Below are 20,549 nucleotides of genomic sequence, written 5' to 3'. Positions count from 1 at the left end.
GCGGATCAGTCCTGGTAGGCCTTGGCCGCGGCGGACTCCAGCTTCGCGGCGGTGCCCTTCGGGTCCGACGGGTCGCGCAGGAAGTCCTGGAGCAGCTTCCACTCGCCCGCGCCCTTGGTGCCGCCGAAGGCCGCCGGCGCCTGGTCGGACATGTCGAAGCGGACCGAGTCGCCGGCTCCGACGAGGGACTTGGCGGTGGCGCGGGTGACGTCGTCGCCGTAGGAGGCGAGGTCGAGCTTCCTGTTCGGGGACAGGAAGCCGCCCGCCTTCGCCCAGACGGCCGCCGCCTCGGGGGTCGCCAGGTACTCCAGGAGCTTCATGCCGGCCTTGGCGTTCTTGCCGTCCTTGAGGACGACGGCCGCGTCGCCGCCGCTGACCACCGGGGCCTTGCCGCCGCCGACGGCGGGGAACGGGAAGAAGTCGGCGTCCTTGCCGATGGTCTTCTGGAACTGGTCGTGGGCGACACCGGCGACGAAGTCGCCCTCGTAGACCATGCCGGCCTTGGGCTCGGGTCCGAACACCTTCTCCACCGAGCCGGGGAAGTCGGTGTTGAGGGCCTCCTTCTGACCGCCCGCGACCAGCTGCTTGTCCTTGAACAGCTTGCCCAGGGTGGTGAGCGCCTCGACGACGGAGGCGTCGGTCCACTTCAGCTTGTGCGCGGCGAGGGCGTCGTACTTCTCGGGTCCGGCCTGCGAGAGGTAGATGTTCTCGAACCAGTCGGTGAGGGTCCAGCCGTCCTGGCCGGCCACGGAGAAGGCGGCGAGCCCGGAGTCGGAGACGGTGTGGCCGGCCTTCAGCATCTGGTCGTAGGTCTTCGGCGGCTTGACGCCGGCCTGGGCGAGCGCGTCGGGGCTGTACCACACGGTCGACTTGTGGGCCGCCTTGAAGTAGAGGCCGTACAGGGTGCCGTCGACGCTGCCGTACTTCTTCCAGACGGGCGCGAAGCCCGCGTCCACCGACTTCCGGGTGGTGGCGGACAGCGGCTTGAGCCAGCCCTTCTTGGCGAACTGCTGGAGCACGCCGACCTGCGGGACCATCACCACGTCGGGCGCGTTGCCGCCCTCGATCTTGCTGCCGACGACGGTGGAGACGTTGTCGCCGGTGGACGTGAACTGCGTCTTGGCGCCGGTCTTCGCGCTGAACGCGTCGAGCACCTTCTGGAAGTTCTTCTGCTCGCTGCCGGACCAGACGCCGGCCACGGTGACGGTCTGGCCGTCGAGCGCCTTGTCGCCGCCGCCCGCGGAGACCGGGCCGCCGCCGCCGCAGGCGGTCGTGCCGAGTGCCAGGGCGAGGGCGGTGCAGCCGGTGAGCAGGGTGGTGCGTCGTCGCATCATCGTTGATGTCCCTTCAGGGGTGGGCTGACGAGGGTGGAGCGGGGAGGGATCAGAGGGCGGTGCCGTCGCTGATCCACCAGGCGGCCGTGGAGCCGGGGAGCACCCCGGGCGGGCAGGGGCCGCTGGACAGCAGGGGGGTGCCGGAGACCGGCGCGGGGGCGGGGGCCGTACCGAAGTTGACGGCGCAGACGAGGTCGTCGCCGCGGGCGAAGGCGAGGACGTCCGGCGGGGAGTCCAGCCAGCGCAGCGTGCCTTCGCCCAACTGCGGCAGTGCGGATCGCAGTTGGAGGCCGTCGCGGTACAGGTGCCAGAAGGAGCGGGTGTCGGCGAGGGCGCGGTCGGTGGCGTACTCGGCGAAGTAGTCGGGCTGCGGGAGCCAGGGCCGGGCGCTCTCGACGCCGGAGGTGAAGCCGAACGGGGACGCCTGCCCGGACCACGGCAGGGGCACGCGGCAGCCGTCCCGGACGCGGGCGCGGCTCCCGGTGCGGCGGAAGATCGGGTCGGTGAGCACGTCGTCGGGCAGGTCGACGACCTCGGGCAGGCCCAGTTCCTCGCCCTGGTAGATGTAGGCGGCGCCGGGCAGCGCGAGCATCAGCAGCGCGGCGGCGCGGGCGCGGGCGGCGCCGAGGCCGCTGCCCTCGGGGGCGGGCTCGCCGTAGCGGGTGACGGTGCGCACCTGGTCGTGGTTGTTGAGGACCCAGGTGACCGTGGAGCCCGTGCCGGCGATGTCCTGCATGGCCTCGGAGACGACCTTGCGGAAGGCGTCGGCCTCCCAGGGGGCGCCGAGCAGGTCGAAGAAGAAGGCCTGGTGGAGTTCGTCGGGGCGGACGTAGCGGGCGTGCTCGCGGGCGGTGGGGACCGAGACCTCCCCGACCAGCAGCCGCTCGCGGCCGTCGCGCGCGGTGTACTCCTCGCACACCGACCGCCAGTGCCGCCACACCTCGTGCACCTCGGGCTGGTTCCAGGCGAGCGGGTTGACCGAGTCGCGGGTGCGGGCGTCGGCCTCCGGGTCGTCCGAGTCGGGCAGGTCCGGGTGCTTGTAGAGGCCGGCGGCGACGTCGATGCGGAAACCGTCCACCCCGCGGTCCAGCCAGAACCGCAGGACGCGGTCGAACTCGGCGGGTATCCCGGGGTTGCGCCAGTTCCAGTCCGGCTGCTCGGGCGTGAACATGTGCAGGTACCACTGGCCGGGCCGGCCGTCCGCCTCCGTGATGCGGGTCCAGGCCGGGCCGCCGAACATGGCGTGCCAGTTGTTGGGCGGCTCGTCGCCGCCGGGGCCGCGGCCGTCGGCGAAGTGGAAGCGGGCGCGGGCGGGGCCGCCGGGTCCGGCGGCGAGGGCCTCGGCGAACCACGGGTGCTCGCTGGAGCAGTGGTTGGGGACGATGTCGAGCAGCACCTTGATCCCGAGCCGGCGGGCGGCGGCCATCAGCAGGTCGAACTCGGCGAGGTCGCCGAAGAGGGGGTCGACGCCGCAGTAGTCGGCGACGTCGTAGCCGTGGTCGTGCTGGGGCGAGGGATAGAAGGGGCTCAGCCAGATCCCGTCGACGCCGAGCTTCTTCAGGTACGGCAGTCCGGTGCGGACCCCGGCCAGATCGCCGATGCCGTCCCCGGTGCTGTCCAGGAAGCTGCGGACATACACCTGGTAGATCACCGCGTCGCGCCACCAGTGGTACTTACTCAACATGTATGCATGTTAGGTAGGCGTGTCGTGAGGGTGTCAATGAAAAGAACAGAGCTACCGAGGAGTTGGGTCACCAAAACAGGACTTAAAGGGGCATCCTGAAGGCAGATGAGATATCCGCGTTACCTAACAAGTAACTAGCGGTGGGAGATGGCGGCCAGTTCCCGCGCCAGCCGGCGCACCGCGGCGGCGGGCGTCTCGTGCCCGGTCAGCGCGTCCTGCACGACCGCCTGCACCACCAGGCTCACCTGGTCGTAGCGCGGGCTCTTGGGCCGGGGCTCGGCCGTGCGGACGGCATCGCGCAGGATCGGCAGATAGGGGAATCGCCGGACGAGCGCGGGGTCTTCGTAGAGCGCGGCGCGTACGGGCGGCAGCGCGCCCCGGGTGAGCACCTGGCGCTGGACCGGCTCGCTGGTGAGGTAGGCGATCAGCCGGGCGGCCGAGTCAGGGTGCCGCGCGTGCGTGTTGACGGCCAGGTTGGAGCCGCCCAGGACGCTCTTGCCCGGGCCGTCGGGCCCCGGCAGCCGTACGGCGCCGATCTTCCCGGCCACCCTGGAGCCCGGGGCCGAGGCCACGGCGTAGGCGTAGGGCCAGTTCCGCAGGAAGAGCAGCCGGCCGTCCCGGAACGCCTCCTTGGACTCCTCCTCCTTGTACGTCAGCGCCGCCTTCGGGATCCAGCCCTCGCGCACACCGCGGGCGAGGAAGCCGATGCCCTCGCGGGCCGCGTCGGAGTCGACGGTGACCCGGGCGCCCTCGTCGCCGAGGATCGTGCCGCCCGCCGAGTACACGGCCTCGGCCGCGTTGACCGTCAGGCCCTCGTAGGGCAGGAGCTGGCCCGCGTAACCGCCGAGACCGTACTTGGGCGCGACGGTCTTCGCGTCGTGCTCCAGCTCGGCCCAGGTGCGCGGCGGCGGCAGACCCTCCTTGGCCAGGACGTCCTTGCGGTACAGCAGCAGCCCCGCGTTGGTGACGTACGGCACCGCGTACAGCCGGCCGTCGTACGTGGCCGTGTCCACGACCGGCCGCAGGAAGCTGCGCAGCGGGAAGCGGTCCGGTGGCAGCGGGCGGATCCAGCCGGCCGCCGCGAACTCCGAGGTCCAGTTGACGTCGATGTTGAGGACGTCGAACCGCCCCCGGTCGCCGCCGCGCAGGTCGGTGGTCATCTGCGCGTGGGTCTCGTCGGCGGAGTCGGGCAGCTCGACGAGGGTGACCTTCTCGGCGGGGTGGGTGCGGTTCCAGCCCCGCAGGAGCGGGTCGAGGTAGTTGGTGAGATCCCCGGCGGTCGCGAGGGTGAGCGGCCCGCGGCCGCCGTCGGCCGCCTCGCCGGTCCGGGTGCCGGAGGCCACGTAACCACTGAGGACCACGGCGAGAACCAGGAGCCCCCTACCGGCGGCGCGCATCCACCGCATAGGTTCCTCCCTGAACACGTACACCGGCCCCGGGCACCCGCGCCCGCGGTCAGAGGCCATGTATACCTGTTAGGTATGGGCGATACTAGGGCCTGGAGCACATTGCCGTAGACAGGAGGACAGCACGAGTGCGCCTGCCCCTCCTGGCACTGCTCGCGCGCGGCCCGGCCCACGGTTACGAGCTGAAGCACGACCTTGAGCAACTGCTGGGCTCCGCGTACCCTCAGCCCAACGTCGGCCAGATCTACGTCACCCTCGGCCGCCTCGAGAAGTCGGGACTGATCGAGGGCGAGGACGTCGAGCAGTCCAGCCGGCCCAACAAGAAGGTCTACCACCTCACCGACGCCGGGCGGGAAGCGCTGCACGCCTGGTTCGAGGAGACCGAGGACGAACCGCGGGTCCGGGACGAGTTCTTCATGAAGCTCGCGCTCGCCCCGCAGACCGGTCTCACCGACCAGATCGCCCTCATCAACCGCCAGCGGCGCCAGTACCTCAACACCATGCGCAATCTGTCGAAGCTGGCCGCGGCCGAGAACCGGGACAACCGAATCGCCCATCTGCTGATCGAGGGCGCGATGCTGCACCTGCAGGCCGACCTGGACTGGCTGGAGCGGTGCCAGGAGGAACTGGAGGACCTCGAGTGAGTGACGGCCGGTCTTCCGCGCCCGGCCCGGCCGCCGTGCTGCGGGCCGAGGGCCTCGTCAAGACCCACCACGGCGAGGGTGCGCCCGCGCACGCCGTGCGCGGGGTCGACCTGAGCGTGGCACGGGGCGAGTTCGTGGCGGTCACCGGGCCCTCCGGCGCCGGCAAGTCCACGCTGCTGCACCTGCTCGGCGGCCTCCAGCGGCCCGACCGGGGCAGCATCTGGCTCGACGGCCGGTGCACGGACACCTTCGGCGAGGCCCGCTGGGCGGTGGAGCGCCGCAAGGCCATCGGGATCGTCTTCCAGTTCTTCAACCTGGTGTCGAACCTGTCGGTCGCCGACAACGTCGAGCTGCCCGCGCTGCTCGCGGGCGTGCCGCCGAAGAAGGCGCGCGGCGAGCGTGAGGAACTGCTCGCCGAGCTGGGCCTCGAGGGCAAGGAGCGCAGCATGCCGGGCGAGCTGTCCGGCGGCGAGCAGCAGCGGGTCGCGCTGGCCCGTGCCCTGGTCAACCATCCCCCGCTGCTGCTGGCCGACGAGCCCGCCGGCAGCCTGGACAGCAAGGGCACCCGCGAGGTGATGCGGCTGCTGTCCCGCTTCCACGCGCGGGGCCAGACCATCGTGCTGGTCACCCACGACGCCCGGCTGGCCAGCGCGGCCGACCGCGTCATCAGCTTCTTCGACGGCCGCATAGCCGACGACGCCACGCTGGACGGCACCCCGTCCCGCCGCGGCGGCGCCTCCGGCGTGCTGGAGCTGAGGGACTGATCCGGGTGCACGACCGTTCGACGACCGGAGGCTGAGGCCGTGCGCGCCACCCTCCGCTGGGCCCACTCCGACCTGCGCACGCACCGCGGCGAGGCGCTGTTCATCACGCTCGCCACCGCCGGCATCGTCGCCTCGCTGCTGCTGGCCGCCGCGCTCTTCGGCTACGCCACCAACCCCTGGCAGCGGACCTTCACCGAGGCGCACGGTGCGCACGTGTGGATCCACACCGCCGCCTCCACCGACGTCCGCAAGCTCGCCCGGCTGGACGGCGTCGAGTCCGTCGCCGGTCCCTACCGGACGGAGTCCACCACCGTCGCCGCGCGCGGCACCCGGGCCGCCGTCGAGCTGCGCGGCACCCCGGACCTGCCCACCGTCGGCCGGCCGCTCGTCACCGCCGGCCACTGGCTCGACCCGGCCGAGCCGGACGGCGTGGTCCTGGAGAGCCGCCTGGCCCGGGCCCTGCTCGCCGAGCCCGGCGACACCCTCACCCTGCCCGGCACCGCGCGCACCCTGACCGTGGAGGGCATCGCCGACAGCGCAGAACCCGGCTACAGCCCGGGAGCCCAGCCGGGCCTGGTCTGGGCGCTGCCGCCCGCCGTGCGCGCCGACGCCGGCCGGGTGACCGGGCTGCGCCTGAAGGACCCGGGCGACACCGACTACGCGGTGCAGCGCGCCGTCACGGTGCTGGGCGCGGGCACGGTCGGCGAGGTCTCCACCTGGCAGCAGGAGCGGGCCGCGGCCCAGGGCGAGAACCGGCTCCTCGGACAGGTTCTCGGCCTGTTCGGGCTCGGCGCCCTGGCCGCCGCCGGCTTCGCCGTGCACGGGGCGATCGGCACCCGCATCCGCGGCCATCTGCGGGACATCTCGGTGCTCAAGGCGATCGGCTTCACGCCCGGCCAGGTGGTGCGGATCTTCCTGCTCCAGCACCTGGCGTTCGCCGCGCTCGGCGCGGTGGCCGCGGCCGCGCTCACCGAGGGCCTGGGCACCCGGGTCCCGGGACGGCTCGGCGACGCGGTGGGGGTGTGGCAGGGGCTGCCCGGGCACACCGTGACCCTGTCCGCCGTACCGGTCGGCGCGGTGCTGTTCATCGGCCTGACCACGGGGCTCGCCGCCTGGCGGGCGGGCCGGGTGCCGCCGGTTCCGGTGCCCCGCCCGGCGGCACCGGCGGGCGGCCGGCTCACCGCCGTCGCCCGCCGCGCGCTGGGCCTGCGGCTGCCGGCCGCGCTCGTCCTCGGCTGCCACAAGGCGTTCGCCGGGCGCGGCCGCTCACTGGCCGGCGTGGCCCGCCTGACGCTGCCGCTGCTGCTGATGGTGGTGGCGATGAGCGCGTGGACCACCCTGGACCGGTTCCACAGCAGCCCCGGGCGCGTGGGCCTGCCGGCGGCGCTCTCGGTCCGCTCGGACGGGGACATGGACGACGCCGGCGTACGGGCCCTGCTGGCGGCGGACCCCGGTGTCGGCGCCGCCTACCCGGGCGTCGAGCTGGCCGCGCTGCTCCCCGGCCAGACCGGGACGGTCGCCCTGCGCGGCCTCGGCACCCGCGCCCACCCCTACCCGTACACCCTCGCCGAGGGCCGGACCGCCCGCGGCTCCGACGAGGCGGTGGCCGGCCAGGGCATGCTCGACCTGGTGCACGCGCGGGTCGGGGACTGGGTGCGGATCACCGTGGGGGAGCGGCCGCAGATCCTGCACATCGTGGGCCGCAGCATCGAGCCGCAGAACGCCGGGCGGGTCGTCACGACCTCCCTGGACACCCTGCGGGAGAACGACGCGCACCTGTCCCCCGCCTTCTACCAGCTCCGCCTGCTCCCCGGCGCCGACCCGCGGCGGGTGGCGTCCGCCCTGACCCGGGCCGGCCACGGGCACCTGGACGTGCACCCGGTCACCAACCCGGCCGACGGGCTCTCGCCGCTGCGCGGGGTCGTGACCGCGCTGATCGCCGTGCTCGCCCTCATCGGGCTCGTCGAGCTGCTCACCGCGATCGGCGGCACCGTACGGGAGAGCGAGCGGGACGTCCTGGCGCTGCGGGCGATCGGCATGTCACCGCGGCAGATCACCGCGATCACCGTCACCGCGACGACCTGCACGGCGCTCGCGGCGGCCGTCGCCGCCACGGCCCTGGGACTGCCGCTGGCCCACCGGCTGATCGACGCCCAGGGCGGTTCGAGCGGCATCGGCGCCGGCATCGCCCAGTCCCCCTCCCCCGCCCTGCTCCTGCTGCTGGGCACGGGCGCCGTCCTCGGCGCGGCGGCCCTCTCCGCCCTCCCCGCGTCCCGCGCGGCCCGCCGCCGCCTGGCGGACACGCTGAGCGCGGTGTCGTGAGCGGGCTCCGCGCCGCGCGGTGCGGCGCGGAGCTGGGCGCGCAGCGGGGGGCGGAGAAGGGGGCGCGCCGCACGGATGTGGCGGCCGGGTCGAGGGCCGGGTCGGCTGGTGCGTCACGGCCCGGCCCGGGGCGGCTCCTCCGGGCTCTCGGGGGCCGGTTCGGTCGTGCCGGTGATGCTGTGGGGCCGGCCGGAAGCCGGGGCGGCGAAGGCGTCCCCATGGTCCGCCGGCACGCCGAGCGCCTGTCCTGACGCGGGCGGGGCGCCCCCGCGAAGCGGTACCGGGCCGGCGGGAGGGGGACGGCCGAGCCGCTCGGGACCGGTGCGGCCCCCGCCCGGTCGGGGCCGGGCCGCACCGGGGGTCGGGTCAGGCCCGGCCGCGCAGCTCGCGGTACTTGGCGACGAGGGCCTGCGTGGAGGTGTCCAGGCCGGGGACCTCCTTGCCCTCGGTCAGGGCGGGTTCGACGCGCTTGGCGAGGACCTTGCCGAGCTCCACGCCCCACTGGTCGAAGGAGTCGATGTTCCAGATCGCGCCCTGTACGAACACCTTGTGCTCGTAGAGGGCGACGAGCTGGCCGAGGACGGACGGGGTCAGCTCGCGGGCGAGGATCGTCGTCGTGGGCCGGTCGCCCGGGAACGTCTTGTGCGGGACCAGCTCCTCGGGCACGCCCTCGGCGCGGACCTCCTCGGCGCTCTTGCCGAAGGCGAGGGCCTGGGTCTGGGCGAAGAAGTTGGCCATCAACAGGTCGTGCTGGGCCTTCAGTTCACCGCTCAGCTCGGCGACCGGCTCGGCGAAGCCGATGAAGTCCGCCGGGATCAGCTTCGTGCCCTGGTGGATGAGCTGGTAGTACGCGTGCTGCCCGTTGGTGCCGGGCGTGCCCCAGACCACCGGCCCGGTCTGCCACTCCACCCGCTTGCCGTCCCGCGCCACGTACTTGCCGTTGGACTCCATGTCCAGCTGCTGGAGGTACGCCGTGAACTTGGACAGGTAGTGGCTGTACGGCAGCACCGCGTGCGACTGGGCGTCGTGGAAGTTGTCGTACCAGATGCCCAACAGCCCGAGCAGCAGCGGCACGTTGGCCTCGGCGGGCGCGGTGCGGAAGTGGTCGTCGACCAGGCGGAAACCGTCCAGCATCTCGCGGAAGCGGTCCGGGCCGATCGCGATCATCAGGGACAGGCCGATGGCGGAGTCGTACGAGTAGCGGCCGCCGACCCAGTCCCAGAACTCGAACATGTTGGCCGTGTCGATGCCGAAGTCCGACACCTTCTCCGCGTTCGTGGACAGCGCCACGAAGTGCTTGGCCACGGCCGAGTCGTCGCCGAGCGCGTCCACCAGCCACGAGCGGGCGGAGGTCGCGTTGGTGATGGTCTCGATGGTGGTGAAGGTCTTGGACGCGATGATGAACAGCGTCTCGGCCGGGTCCAGGTCGCGGGTGGCCTCGTGCAGGTCGGCGCCGTCGACGTTGGAGACGAAACGGACGGTGAGGTCGCGGTCGGTGAAGCTGCGCAGCACCTCGTAGGCCATCGCCGGGCCGAGGTCGGAGCCGCCGATGCCGACGTTGACGACGTTCTTGATCCGCCTGCCGGTGTGGCCCGTCCACTCCCCCGAGCGGACCCGCTCGGCGAAGCCGGCCATCTTGTCCAGCACGGCGTGCACGGCCGGTACGACGTTCTCACCGTCGACCTCGACCACCGCGTCGGGCGCGGCCCGCAGCGCGGTGTGCAGCACCGCCCGGTTCTCGGTGACGTTGATCTTCTCACCGCGGAACATGGCGTCCCGCAGACCGAAGACGTCCGTCGCGGCGGCCAGCTCGCGCAGCAGCCGCAGCGTCTCGTCGGTGACCAGGTGCTTGGAGTAGTCGATGTGCAGGTCACCGACCTGCAGGGTGTACCCGGTGCCGCGCCCCGGCTCGGCGGCGAACAGGTCCCGCAGCCCGGTACCGGCCAGTTCCTCGCGGTGCTTCTCGAGAGCGGTCCACTCGGGCGTCTGGTTGAGCCTGGTGCGGCCGTCTGCGTTCATATCCGACTTCAGCCTTCTTTCCTGCGCCTGTCCTGCTGTGTCCCTTGCCCCGCTGCCGGTCCCAACCTAGTTGATCAGGGCCGGCGACGAGCGGTGGTGACGCCGTCCAAGCGGGCAACAAGAGGTACGTCCGGCTGACGCGCCGGTGTCAGCACGGTGACGAACGGACGGGACCCGGGGCCGAGGAGAGCCGGCGGCAAGGCCGAGGACAGCCCGGGGGCGGGCCCGAGCCGGGCCGGGGGCGGGGCCGCGGGGCAAGGGCCGAGGGCGGAGTTCGCCCAGCAGGTACGGGGCGCGGGCCAATGGGGTTTCAGCGGGTCACCGGCCGCTCGCGGGGCGCAGGCCGAGGGCGGAGATCGCCCAGCAGGTACGGGGCGCGGGCCAATGGGGTTTCAGCGGGTCACCGGCCGCTCGCGGGGCGCAGGCCGGGGGCGGAGTTCGCCCAGCAGGTACGGGGCGCGGGCCGAGGGAGTTTCAGGGGCCGCAGGGCAGGGGGTACGCGGGCCGAGGGGGCCGCAGGGGGTCGCCGGGCGGAAGCGGGGCGGGGGCCGAGGGTGGAGTTCGGGCGGCAGCCCGGGGCGCAGCCGGGTACAGAGTTCGCCCGGCGTGCCCGGAGCGCAGGCCGAAGAGGGCGCCGGGCAGGCGGGGCGCAGGCCGCGGGCGGAGATCGCCGTGCAGGCCGGACGCAGGCCGAGGGCGGTGGTTCGCCGTGCGGCCCCCGGGCGCAGCCCCAGGGGCGTGCGGGCAGGCGGAGGCGCGGGGGCGTCGGGCGCACGGGAGCGGGCCCGCGGGCAGCACGAAGCAGGCCGGGGCGCGCCCCGCCGCCGGCGTCGGCCGGGACGGCGGCGGCCGGGCACCCGAGGGCACCCGGCCGGTGAAGTCCTAGATCTCGCCGCGCAGTTTGGCGAGTGCCTCGGCGAGGATCGCCTCGCCGTCCGCGTCGCTGCGCCGCTCCCGTACGTACGCGAGGTGCGTCTTGTACGGCTCGGTGCGCGGCGGGTCCGGCGGGTTGTCCCGGTCCTGGCCTGCCGGGAAGCCGCAGCGCGGGCAGTCCCAGGTTTCGGGAACCTGCGCGTCGCTGGCGAAGCTCGGCTGCGTCTCGTGCCCGTTGGAGCACCAGAAGGAGATGCGCAGACGCGGCGCGGACTCGCCACGCTCGGCCTCGCCCATCGGCCCCGCTCCGACCCGGCTTCCCCGGATCGCGTTGCCACTTGCCACGGTCGTAACTCCCTGCGTGATGGTGCCGCGAAGCGAGTCGGCGTTCCGCTTCGCCGCGAGCGCCTCAGTCTACGTAAGGCCCAACGCGCGTCCAGTGATTGGAGTTACAGCCCCCGCACCTAGACGCAAGCCCCATGATAGGCCGCGCCCTGGGGCGCGTACCGGACATGGGGCCTTACGTACGGATCGAGCGTGTGCGCGACGCGCCGGTCAGCTGTTCGTCTTCATGAGGATGCCGAGGACGATGATGCACGCGAACCACAGCAGACCGATGACGATCGTGATGCGGTCGAGGTTGCGCTCGGCGACCGAGGAACCGCCGACGGAGGACTGCATACCGCCACCGAACATGTCGGACAGGCCGCCGCCCTTCCCCTTGTGCATCAGCACCAGCAGCATCAGCAGCAGGCTGAAGACGATCAGGGCGATCGAGAACCCCAAAACCACGGCTGGACCAACTTCCTCGGATTCGGATGGACTGCGGGGGCACAGCACCACGGCTGTGCCCCCGCAAGAGTACGACGTATCGTCGCTACCGCCTACTCACGGACCTGATCACTGGTCGCGGAAGCGCACGATCTTGACGAACTCGTCGGCGTCCAGCGAGGCACCGCCGACCAGGGCGCCGTCGATGTCGGCCTTGGCCATGATCTCGGCGACGTTGCCGGCCTTCACGGAGCCGCCGTACTGGATGCGGACCTTGTCGGCCACGTCCTGGGAGTACAGCTCGGCGAGCTTGCCGCGGATGGCCGCGCAGACCTCCTGGGCGTCGTCGGCGCCGCAGACCTTGCCGGTGCCGATGGCCCAGACGGGCTCGTAGGCGATCACGATCGTCTCGGCCTGCTCGGCCGGGAGGTCCTTCAGACCGCCCTCGACCTGGGCGAGGGTGTGGGAGACGTGGTCGCCCGCCTCGCGGACGTCCAGCTCCTCGCCGACGCACAGGATCGGGGTCAGGCCGTGCTTGTAGGCGGCCTTGACCTTGTTGTTCACGACCTCGTCGGTCTCGTGGTGGTACTGGCGGCGCTCGGAGTGGCCGATGGCCACGTACGTGCACTTGAGCTTGGCCAGCATCGGACCGGAGATCTCACCGGTGTAGGCGCCGGAGTCGTGCGCCGAGATGTCCTGGGCACCGTACTTGATCTTGAGCTTGTCGCCGTCGACCAGGGTCTGCACGGAGCGCAGGTCGGTGAAGGGCGGCAGGACGGCGACCTCGACGGCCTCGTAGTCCTTGTCGGCCAGGGCGAAGGCGAGCTTCTGGACGTGCGCGATGGCCTCGAGGTGGTTGAGGTTCATCTTCCAGTTGCCCGCCATCAGCGGCGTGCGCGTGCTCATCGAGGTCAGTCCTCCAGTGCGGCGAGGCCGGGGAGCGTCTTGCCCTCGAGGTATTCGAGGGAGGCGCCGCCACCGGTCGAGATGTGGCCGAATGCCTTCTCGTCGAAGCCGAGCGTACGCACGGCCGCGGCGGAGTCACCACCGCCGACGACGCTGAAGCCGTTCGAGTCGACGAGGGCCCGGGCGACCGCCTTGGTGCCCTCGGCGTAGTCGGGGTGCTCGAAGACGCCCATGGGACCGTTCCAGAAGACGGTCTCGGCGTCGGCGAGCTTCGAGGCGTAGAGCTCTCGGGTCTTGGGGCCGATGTCCAGGCCCTCCTGGTCGGCGGGGATCTTGTCCGCGTCGACCACGGTGTTCTCGGTCGGCGCCTTGGCCTTCAGGTCCGGGAACTCCCGGGAGACCACGACGTCGACGGGGAGCAGCAGCTCCACACCCTGCTTCTCGGCGCGCTCCAGGTACTCGGTGACGGCCGGGACCTGGTCCTCCTGGAGCAGCGAGATGCCGACCTCGTAGCCCTTGGCCTTGAGGAAGGTGTAGGCCATGCCGCCGCCGATGAGCAGCCGGTCGGCCTTGCCGAGGAGCTGGTCGATGACGGCGAGCTTGTCGGAGACCTTGGCGCCGCCGAGCGCGACGACGTAGGGGCGCTTGACGTCGTCGGTGAGCTTCTTCAGGACGCCGACCTCGGTGGCGATCAGGTAGCCGGCGTAGTGCGGCAGCCGGGCCGGGAGGTCGTAGACGGAGGCGTGCTTGCGGTGCACCGCGCCGAAGCCGTCACCGACGTACACGTCGGCGAGGGCGGCCAGCCGGTCGGCGAACTCGCCGCGCTCGGTGTCGTCCTTGGCGGTCTCGCCCGGGTTGAAGCGCAGGTTCTCGATGACCGCGACCTGGCCGGGCTGGAGGCCGTCCACGGCGTCGTGGGCGGCGGGGCCGACGGTGTCCTGGGCGAACGCGACCGGCGCGCCGAGGAGTTCGCCGAGCCGCTCGGCGGCGGGCAGCAGCGAGAAGGCGGGGTCCGGGGCGCCCTTGGGTCGGCCCAGGTGCGAGGCGACGACCACCTTGGCGCCGGCCTCGGCGAGCGCCTTGACCGTGGGCAGGACGGCGCGGATGCGGCCGTCGTCCGTGATGACGCCGTCGGCTAGCGGGACGTTGAGGTCGGCACGGACGAAGACCCGCTTGCCGTCCACGCCCGCGGAGAGAAGTTCGTCGATGGTCTTCATGAGAGTGGGCTCCTGAGGAGGGCTCTTGTTCCTACGAGGCTCGATCTTCGCAGGTCGGCCGGGGCCGCCTGCACGCACGTCAGGGCCCGGGCAGCGCGACGTCGCGCTGCCCGAGCCCTGCGTTGACGCATCGGCTGCCCGTTGCGGCCGATCAGAGCTGGTTGCCGACGAAGACCGTGAGGTCCACGAGGCGGTTGGAGTAGCCCCACTCGTTGTCGTACCAGCCGAGGATCTTCACCGAGGTGCCCTCCTGGACCATGGTCAGGGAGGAGTCGAAGGTGCAGGACGACGGGTCGCCGACGATGTCCGAGGAGACGATCTCGTCCTCGGTGTAGGTCAGGTAGCCCTGCAGCTCGCCCTCGGAGGCCTTCTTGAAGGCGGCGTTGACCTCGTCCTTGGTGACCTCGCGCGAGAGCTCCACGACGAGGTCGGTGGCCGAGCCGGTCGGGACCGGGACGCGCATCGCGATGCCGTCGAGCTTGCCCTTGAGCTGCGGCAGGACCAGCGCGGTGGCCTTGGCGGCACCGGTGGTGGTCGGGATGATGTTCTCGGCGGCGGCACGGGCGCGGCGCAGGTCCTTGTGCGGGAAGTCCAGGATGCGCTGGTCGTTCGTGTACGCGTGCACCGTCGTCATCAGGCCCCTGACGATGCCGAAGTTCTCGTCGAGGACCTTCGCCATCGGCGCCACACAGTTGGTGGTGCAGGAGGCGTTGGAGATGACGTGGTGCTTCGCCGGGTCGTACTTGTCCTGGTTGACGCCCATCACGATGGTGATGTCCTCGTCCTTGGCCGGGGCCGAGATGAGGACCTTCTTCGCGCCACCGGCGATGTGCTTGGCGGCGTCTTCCTTCTTGGTGAAGATGCCGGTCGACTCGATGACGATGTCGACGCCCAGCTCACCCCACGGGATGTCGGCCGGGTTGCGCTCGGAGAGCACCTTGATGGTGTGGCCGTCGACGGTGATGGTGTCGGCGGTGTGGGTGACCTCCTGCTTGAGGCGGCCCAGGATGGTGTCGTACTTGAGCAGGTGGGCGGTGGTCGCGGTGTCACCCAGGTCGTTGACAGCCACAACCTCGATGTCGGCACCCTGCTCCAGCAGCGCGCGGAAGTAGTTGCGTCCGATACGGCCGAAGCCGTTGATGCCTACGCGGATCGTCACGAACCGATCTCCTCGTTGGTACGCCGGCCATGCGGTGCCGGCGAGCTGTATTTGGGATGTCCCCGACCACCCCCGACCCTACCCCTCTGGGTGCCCCGGAGTGACATCGAGATGCCGCATAAAAGGGCAGGCGGTCCGTACCGGCCAGTAGGGTACGGACCACCTCGGATCGGCGGTCGTTTCACGGGTCTTTGTTATGTAATGCCGCTGCCCTTCGACGCCGTTTTCACTCGTTCGTGAGCGGGTCGGCTCACCTGATGAGTGCCGTTTTCGCGCACCGTTGAGAGAGGGTCCCGCTCACATGTCGAGTCAGCGCGTCTCAACTGCCGAGCGAGACGAACGCCTTCCTCATCAGGGCGGCGCGATCGGCCGCCGACGGCACCTGTTCCAGACCGAAGCCCAGGAGCACGGTGTCCTTCGTGGTGACCGCTCCGTAGGTGCGGAAGAGGGTTCCGGTGCGCGTCCAGTCCTTCAGGACCGCCGGGCTGCCCGGGGGCGGTCCGGACACGTGCCACGCGCCGAGCGACGTCTCGAAGCCCTCGGTCTCCTTCGCGTTGCCGCCCACGACGAGGGACGCGTCGTCGGCGAGCACGCCGTGTCCGCCGCTGCCCGGGTCGGTGATGTAGGCGAGGGAGATCTCCACCGACTTCCCGGCGTACGCGCTCAGGTCGAAGTCCGCCCGCTGCCAGCCGCTGGAGCTGCCGGTGAGGCTGTGCCACGCCCCGGAGGTACCGCCGGCGGTGCAGGAGTTGTCCGCGAGGGTCAGGTAGTGCCGGAGCCAGGGGTGCTCGCGGATCAGGAACCCGGCCCCGCACTCCGCGGGCACGGCCGACGTGGTGGCGCCGGACGCCTCCGGGAGCGTGGTCCAGTCGTCGCCGCCCACCGTGTGCGCCTCGAGGACCGCGTGGTCGTACCCGCGCTCGGTGTCCCACAGCAGCCGGGTGCTCAGCGTGGGCCGGTCGGCGGCACTCACCCCGGTGAGGTCGACGGTGCGGGTCAGGCGCTTGTAGGCGTCGTCGGTGTGGACGGCGGCGGCCATGGAGGAGCCGCTGTACGGCCCGTAGGGGTTGACCGTGCCGGCGAACTGCCCCGCCCCCGCGCTCGCGAACTGCGGGTACGTCGCGGCCGGCAGCTCGTCCGACGTCACGCCGTAGGTGCCGGCCCGGTCCAGCGGGTTGCCGGGCGCGTCGCCGAGGGCGCCGGTGTAGCCGGCCAGGCCGCCGGAACCGGTGAAGCCGGTGGCTCCCTTGGTCGACGTACGGCTGTAGGCGCCCAGGTAGTACTGGCTGAAGTCGTCCGAGGGCGTGCCGTCGCCGAGGTCGACGCTGCCGCCGGCCAACTCGCCCGCCTCGATCAGCCGGCCGCCCTCGTTGAGGTAGGCGCGCAGCTGGAGCTGGGTGGCGTTGCCCGGACCGTTCGCGCCCGAGTAGTGCACGACGGTCCGGAAGTGGCCGAGCACGCCGAGCGCGTCGGGCGCGCCCTGCGTGGCGACGTCCCAGACGACGGCCCGGTGACCGGCCGCCCGCAGCGCGTCGGCGTACGTCCGCGCCTGCGCGGCGGCCGTGCCCTCCTCGGCGACCACCAGCGTGTCGGCCGCGGGCCGCTCGGCGACGGTGTAGGTGAAGCGGGAACTCGCCGTCTTCCGGCCGTGTCCGCCGCGCCCGGCCTCACCGGTGAACCACACCTCGACCTTGTCGCCCGGCCTGCCGCCCGGCACCTTCGCCCGGTACTCGTCGAAGTAGAGGTCGTCCTCGCCACCGTACGTCTCGCCGCCCTTCCAGCGCCTGAGCGCCAGGTCGTGCGTACGGCCGCCGTTGACGCGGTACTTGAGCTCCTTGTGCCGGACCGCCTTGCGGACGACGACGGAGACCTGCTGGTCCGTGCCCCGCGCGTACGAGGTGGCGAACGCGCCCGGGGTGAAGTCGGCGGCCTTCAGGCCGACCGGTGAGACCGGCCGATCGGGGTGGGCGGCCGTCTCGGCGACGGAGAGCGCGAACGGGACGTTCTTCGCGAACTCCTGCTGGATCAGCTTCTCGTCGTCGGGGAAGTTGAAGACCGACTGGCAGTCGTCGGGGTTCCAGGCGTCGTTCGGGTCGACGTTCGACGCGGTCTCGCACGTCGACATCTCGGGGGTGAACATCCCCATGCCGTTGACGTTCGAGGCGTGGCCGTCCGCCTCGCCGTTGGTGGTGTACAGCTCCGAGGAGACCTGCGAACGGTAGCCCGGGATCGCCGGGTTGTCGGGGGTGCCGGCGAGCGCCTTGTACAGGACGTCGTCCGGGGTCGGGGTGGCGACCTGCCATCCCACGCCGTACAGCAGCAGTTCCGCGGCGGAGTGGTAGTTGATGCCGTAGGTGAAGTGGACGCGCTTCTCGAAGCCGTCCAGGGCCTTCGTCTCCGGCTCGGACTCGGGGGTCGCGCCGCGGTAGGTCTCACTGGTGGGGTTCGGGGACGAGCCCTCGTCGTCGTAGCCCCACTTGTAGGGGAAGTTGCGGTTGAGGTCGACCCCGTCGCCGGTGCTGATGGCGCCGTCGCCGTTGTTGTCCCGCAGGTTCTTGCGCCACAGGCGGGTGGAGGAGTCCTTGAACGTGTAGTCGTAGCCGTCCGGGTTGGCCGAGAGCACGAACCACAGTTCGGTGGAGTCGACGATCCGCCGCACGCGCTTGTCGGACTTGTATCCGTCCAGGTAGTAGTGCATCAGACGCCGGGTCATCTCCGGGGTGATCCACTCGCGCGCGTGCTGGTTGGACATGTACAGCACCGCCGGCTTGGAGCCGTCCTTGGACTTCCTGGCGTCCTTGGTCAGCCGGAGCGCGAGGATGTCCTGGCCGCCGACGGTCCTGCCGATGGACTCGACCTTGGTGAGGCCGGGGTGGGCCTGGGCCGTGCGGAGGATCTCGTTCTTCAGGCCGCCGCTTCCGCTGTACGGCCGGAACACGCCCTGGGAGGCGTCCTCGACGCGCTTGAGGGACCTGGCCGAGACGGTGCGCTCGGTGAGGTGCACGCCCCGCCGTTCGAGCTTCCCGGCCTGCTCGTCGGTCAGGTAGACCTCGACGGTGCTCCGGCCCTTGCCCGTCACCTGCTCACCGAGCTCCTGGCCGTCCTGGCCGGCCTCCAGGAGCAGCGGGATCTGTTTACGGGTGATGTCGGCGCGGAAGACCTTGACCTCGTCGGGGTCGGACGGGGCAGGGCTTCCAGTCTGTGCGCGAGCGATGGGTGCAAGGGCCGCTCCCCCGATCAGGAGCGTGCCGACAGCGAGGATCGATCTCGCTCTGTGTCTCATGAACCCCCCTTGCGGTGGTTCGCCACAGTGGCGAACAGGTTGCCAGGCTCATGTCACCTCATGATCGAGTCAAGAGCGCCTCGTGGACACGAAAACGCCGGTGCCGGCCACCCGTTCGGGCGCCGGCACCGGCGGATCGGAGGGGTCCGGATCAGCCCGCGAGGTTGTCCGCCAGCTCGTCGCTGAGGTTGGCCTCGGTGCTGGGGATGCCGAGGTCGGAGGCGCGCTTGTCGGCCATCGCCAGCAGGCGGCGGATCCGCCCCGCGACCGCGTCCTTGGTCAGCGGCGGGTCGGCGAGCGCGCCCAGCTCCTCCAGCGAGGCCTGCTTGTGCTCCATGCGCAGCCGGCCGGCGGCCGCGAGGTGCTCGGGCACCTCCTCGCCGAGGATCTCCAGCGCGCGCTGCACCCGGGCACCGGCGGCCACGGCGGCGCGGGCCGAGCGGCGCAGGTTGGCGTCGTCGAAGTTGGCGAGCCGGTTGGCGGTGGCCCGCACCTCGCGCCGCATCCGGCGCTCCTCCCAGGCCAGCACCGACTCGTGCGCGCCGAGCCGGGTGAGCAGGGCACCGATCGCGTCACCGTCGCGGACGACCACCCGGTCCACCCCGCGCACCTCACGGGCCTTCGCGGCGATCGACAGCCGGCGCGCGGCACCGACCAGCGCGAGCGCGGCCTCGGGACCCGGGCAGGTCACCTCCAGGGAGGAGGAACGGCCGGGCTCGGTCAGCGAACCGTGGGCCAGGAAGGCGCCCCGCCAGGCCGCCTCCGCGTCACAGGTGGCCCCCGAGACCACCTGCGGGGGCAGACCCCGGATCGGGCGCCCGCGGCCGTCCACGAGCCCGGTCTGACGGGCCAGCTGGTCACCGCCCGCGACCACCCGCACCACGTACCGGGAACCACGGCGCAGCCCGCCGGGAGCCATCACGATCAGTTCGGAACTGTGGCCGAAGATCTCCAGGATGTCCCGCTTGAGGCGGCGGGCCGCCATCGCGGTGTCCAGCTCCGCCTCGATCACGATGCGCCCGCTCACCAGGTGGAGGCCGCCGGCGAACCGCAGAATGGCGGAGACCTCCGCCTTCCTGCAGCAGGTCCGGGTGACGGGGAGCCGGGAGATCTCGTCCTTCACCGCTGCCGTCATCGCCATGGGCCGATCCTTCCATGCATCCGAAAAATACGGTCGTACGCGGCGGCCAACAGCTCCGGGTCGTGCCGGGGGCTTCCGTCGGTCCGGGCCACCGGCGCCAGCTCGACCGCGGCCCCGAGCCTTTTGGCCGCCTCGGTGAGCGAGTCGCGGTCGGGCACGGCGGCCTCGTCGGCCAGCACCACGTCCAGGGCGAGTTTAGGGGCGTGTCGCCCCAAAACCTCCAAATGACGCTGCGGGGAGAAGCCCTCGGTTTCTCCCGGCTGCGGGGCGAGGTTCAGGGAGAGCACCTTGCGCGCCTTGGTCTCGGTGAGCGCGTCCAGCAGGTCGGGCACCAGCAGGTGCGGGATCACCGAGGAGAACCAGGAGCCCGGACCGAGCACCACCCAGTCCGCGTCCAGGACCGCCGCGACGGCCTCCGGCACGGCCGGCGGGTCGTGCGGCACGAGGTGCACGGACTGCACCTCCCCCGGGGTGAGCGCCACGGTCGCCTGCCCGCGGACCGTGTCCACGTCGTCCGGGCGCGCCGGGTCGTGCCCCCTGACCAGCGCCTGCAGCTCCAGCGGCACGGCGGACATGGGCAGCACCCGCCCGTGCGCGCCGAGCAGCTTGCCGACCAAATCCAGGGCCTGGACATGGTCGCCGAGCTGCTCCCACAGCGCGACGATCAGCAGGTTGCCCACCGCGTGGTCGTGCAGGTCGCCCTTGGACTGGAAGCGGTGCTGGATGACCCGGGCCCAGGTCTGGCCCCAGTCGTCGTCACCGCACAGGGCGGCCAGCGCCTTGCGCAGGTCACCGGGCGGCAGCACGCCCAGCTCGTCGCGCAGGCGTCCGCTGGAGCCGCCGTCGTCGGCCACCGTGACGACGGCGGTCAGGTCACCGGTGATCCTGCGCAGCGCGGCGAGCGAGGCGGACAGGCCCATGCCGCCGCCGAGCGCGACGACCTTGGGCTGGGCTCCTCGGCGGCGCGGCCTGGCACCGCGGGCCTCGACGGGCCTGTCCGCACGGCCCTCCGGGGCGACCCGGCGC

15 protein-coding genes are annotated in these 20,549 nt (G+C 72.0%); 3 read left to right on the top strand and 12 right to left on the bottom strand.

The window, feature by feature from the left end; translation table 11 throughout:
• Positions 1–5: 5 nt before the first annotated feature.
• From PV343_RS34335 to PV343_RS34325, 3 genes are all read right to left on the bottom strand, one after another.
• A complete protein-coding gene (locus PV343_RS34335; protein WP_319150942.1) occupies positions 6–1,334 on the bottom strand; it encodes an ABC transporter substrate-binding protein in 1,329 nt (442 codons plus the stop codon).
• Positions 1,335–1,383: 49 nt separating this feature from the next.
• The gene (locus tag PV343_RS34330) at positions 1,384–3,018 is read right to left on the bottom strand and encodes a glycoside hydrolase family 13 protein (protein WP_319150941.1); all 1,635 of its coding nucleotides are present in this window, start codon (positions 3,016–3,018) and stop codon (positions 1,384–1,386) included.
• 134 nt (positions 3,019–3,152) lie between these two features.
• Complete coding sequence (locus PV343_RS34325) at positions 3,153–4,424, bottom strand: ABC transporter substrate-binding protein (RefSeq protein WP_319150940.1); 1,272 nt, start codon at positions 4,422–4,424, stop codon at positions 3,153–3,155.
• 128 nt (positions 4,425–4,552) lie between these two features.
• On the opposite strand from PV343_RS34325, the gene PV343_RS34320 reads away from it, so the two are divergent.
• Genes PV343_RS34320 through PV343_RS34310 form a run of 3 tightly spaced genes read left to right on the top strand, consistent with a single transcriptional unit; the run spans position 4,553 to position 8,154 of the window.
• On the top strand, positions 4,553–5,068 hold the full coding sequence (locus PV343_RS34320) for a PadR family transcriptional regulator (RefSeq protein WP_319150939.1): 516 nt from the start codon (positions 4,553–4,555) through the stop codon (positions 5,066–5,068).
• The gene (locus PV343_RS34315; RefSeq protein WP_319150938.1) at positions 5,065–5,832 is read left to right on the top strand and encodes an ABC transporter ATP-binding protein; all 768 of its coding nucleotides are present in this window, start codon (positions 5,065–5,067) and stop codon (positions 5,830–5,832) included. Before PV343_RS34320 ends, PV343_RS34315 begins: the two co-directional genes overlap by 4 nt.
• A 39-nt stretch (positions 5,833–5,871) precedes the next feature.
• Positions 5,872–8,154: an FtsX-like permease family protein gene (locus tag PV343_RS34310; RefSeq protein WP_319150937.1), complete on the top strand. Its 2,283-nt coding sequence runs from the start codon at positions 5,872–5,874 to the stop codon at positions 8,152–8,154.
• A gap of 366 nt (positions 8,155–8,520) precedes the next feature.
• On the opposite strand, the gene pgi is transcribed toward PV343_RS34310, so the two are convergent.
• The 9 genes from pgi to PV343_RS34265 form a co-directional block, all read right to left on the bottom strand.
• Positions 8,521–10,173: a glucose-6-phosphate isomerase gene (pgi, locus tag PV343_RS34305; RefSeq protein ID WP_319150936.1), complete on the bottom strand. Its 1,653-nt coding sequence runs from the start codon at positions 10,171–10,173 to the stop codon at positions 8,521–8,523.
• A gap of 882 nt (positions 10,174–11,055) precedes the next feature.
• Positions 11,056–11,391, bottom strand: coding sequence for an RNA polymerase-binding protein RbpA (locus PV343_RS34300; RefSeq protein ID WP_003976875.1), 336 nt, complete (start codon positions 11,389–11,391; stop codon positions 11,056–11,058).
• A gap of 210 nt (positions 11,392–11,601) precedes the next feature.
• A complete protein-coding gene (gene secG / locus PV343_RS34295) occupies positions 11,602–11,832 on the bottom strand; it encodes a preprotein translocase subunit SecG (RefSeq protein ID WP_319150986.1) in 231 nt (76 codons plus the stop codon).
• Between the two features lie 114 nt (positions 11,833–11,946).
• Entirely contained in the window at positions 11,947–12,723 is a 777-nt protein-coding gene (tpiA, locus tag PV343_RS34290; RefSeq protein ID WP_319150935.1) for a triose-phosphate isomerase, read from the bottom strand.
• A gap of 5 nt (positions 12,724–12,728) precedes the next feature.
• A complete protein-coding gene (locus PV343_RS34285; protein WP_319150934.1) occupies positions 12,729–13,940 on the bottom strand; it encodes a phosphoglycerate kinase in 1,212 nt (403 codons plus the stop codon).
• 151 nt (positions 13,941–14,091) lie between these two features.
• Positions 14,092–15,099 (bottom strand): type I glyceraldehyde-3-phosphate dehydrogenase, encoded by a 1,008-nt coding sequence (gene gap, locus PV343_RS34280; protein ID WP_319150933.1) that lies wholly within the window; start codon positions 15,097–15,099, stop codon positions 14,092–14,094.
• Between the two features lie 319 nt (positions 15,100–15,418).
• Positions 15,419–18,382, bottom strand: coding sequence for a M14 family metallopeptidase (locus PV343_RS34275; RefSeq protein ID WP_319150932.1), 2,964 nt, complete (start codon positions 18,380–18,382; stop codon positions 15,419–15,421).
• 151 nt (positions 18,383–18,533) lie between these two features.
• Positions 18,534–19,523: a DNA-binding protein WhiA gene (whiA, locus tag PV343_RS34270; RefSeq protein WP_319150931.1), complete on the bottom strand. Its 990-nt coding sequence runs from the start codon at positions 19,521–19,523 to the stop codon at positions 18,534–18,536.
• Positions 19,514–20,549: uridine diphosphate-N-acetylglucosamine-binding protein YvcK (locus PV343_RS34265; RefSeq protein WP_319150930.1), on the bottom strand; the 1,036-nt coding region annotated here is incomplete at its 5' end. The genes PV343_RS34265 and whiA, both read right to left, overlap by 10 nt.

It is taken from the genome of Streptomyces sp. WI03-4A (assembly GCF_033792105.1).
In the GTDB taxonomy this organism is placed as follows: domain Bacteria; phylum Actinomycetota; class Actinomycetes; order Streptomycetales; family Streptomycetaceae; genus Streptomyces; species Streptomyces collinus_A.
The sequence above is the reverse complement of the archived record's forward strand: the minus strand, read 5'-3'. Positions and strand labels throughout refer to the sequence as shown.

Coding starts and splice junctions, on each gene's coding strand:
- PV343_RS34335 (WP_319150942.1), bottom strand. CDS start 1,334: ATGATGCGACGACGCACCACCCTGCTCACCGGCTGCACCGCCCTCGCC.
- PV343_RS34330 (WP_319150941.1), bottom strand. CDS start 3,018: ATGTTGAGTAAGTACCACTGGTGGCGCGACGCGGTGATCTACCAGGTG.
- PV343_RS34325 (WP_319150940.1), bottom strand. CDS start 4,424: ATGCGGTGGATGCGCGCCGCCGGTAGGGGGCTCCTGGTTCTCGCCGTG.
- pgi (WP_319150936.1), bottom strand. CDS start 10,173: ATGAACGCAGACGGCCGCACCAGGCTCAACCAGACGCCCGAGTGGACC.
- tpiA (WP_319150935.1), bottom strand. CDS start 12,723: ATGAGCACGCGCACGCCGCTGATGGCGGGCAACTGGAAGATGAACCTC.
- PV343_RS34285 (WP_319150934.1), bottom strand. CDS start 13,940: ATGAAGACCATCGACGAACTTCTCTCCGCGGGCGTGGACGGCAAGCGG.
- PV343_RS34275 (WP_319150932.1), bottom strand. CDS start 18,382: ATGAGACACAGAGCGAGATCGATCCTCGCTGTCGGCACGCTCCTGATC.
- whiA (WP_319150931.1), bottom strand. CDS start 19,523: ATGGCGATGACGGCAGCGGTGAAGGACGAGATCTCCCGGCTCCCCGTC.